The sequence below is a fragment of the Stenotrophomonas sp. UBA7606 genome (assembly GCF_002477705.1).
Lineage (GTDB): Bacteria > Pseudomonadota > Gammaproteobacteria > Xanthomonadales > Xanthomonadaceae > Stenotrophomonas.
Genome location: NZ_DLJW01000062.1, coordinates 1 through 743, shown reverse-complemented (window position 1 = coordinate 743; position 743 = coordinate 1). Strand labels below are relative to the sequence as shown.

Below are 743 nucleotides of genomic sequence, written 5' to 3'. Positions count from 1 at the left end.
GCGAACTGGGTGTTCATCAGGCCGACCACCTTCAACGCCTTGGCCAACTCGGTGACCTGGCGACGCAGCTCGGCCTGGGTCTGTGCCGACAGCGAATACGGCGGCAGCGAGCAGGACGAGTCACCGGAGTGCACGCCGGCTTCTTCGATGTGCTCCATCACGCCACCGATCAGGACGTTGCCGTCCTTGTCGCAGATGATGTCCACGTCGGCCTCGACGGCAGCGTCCAGGAAGTGATCCAGCAGCACCGGCGAATCGTTGGAGACCTTGACCGCATCGCGCATGTAGCGGGCCAGGTCGGCCTCGCCGTAGACGATTTCCATCGCACGGCCACCCAGCACGTAGCTCGGGCGCACCACCAGCGGGAAGCCGATTTCGCGCGCCAGCGCCTGTGCCTCATCGGCGGTACGGGCGGTACGGTTCGGCGGCTGCTTCAGGCCCAGGTCCTGCACCAGCTTCTGGAAGCGCTCGCGGTCCTCGGCCAGGTCGATGGAGTCCGGCGAGGTGCCGATCACCGGCACGCCGTTGGCTTCCAGCGCACGCGCCAGCTTCAGCGGGGTCTGGCCGCCGTATTGCACGATCACGCCCTTGGGCTGTTCCAGCTCGACGATCTCCAGCACGTCTTCCAGCGTCAGCGGCTCGAAGTACAGGCGGTCGGAGGTGTCGTAGTCGGTGGACACGGTTTCCGGGTTGCAGTTGACCATGATGGTTTCATAGCCGTCCTCGCGCAGGGCGAGCGCGGC

Annotated in this window: 1 protein-coding gene; it reads right to left on the bottom strand. The window is 66.1% G+C overall.

Annotation, left to right across the window (positions count from 1 at the left end):
* On the bottom strand, nucleotides 1-743 hold a 743-nt coding region (locus B2527_RS08350), incomplete at both ends, for an ATP-grasp domain-containing protein (RefSeq protein WP_293707833.1).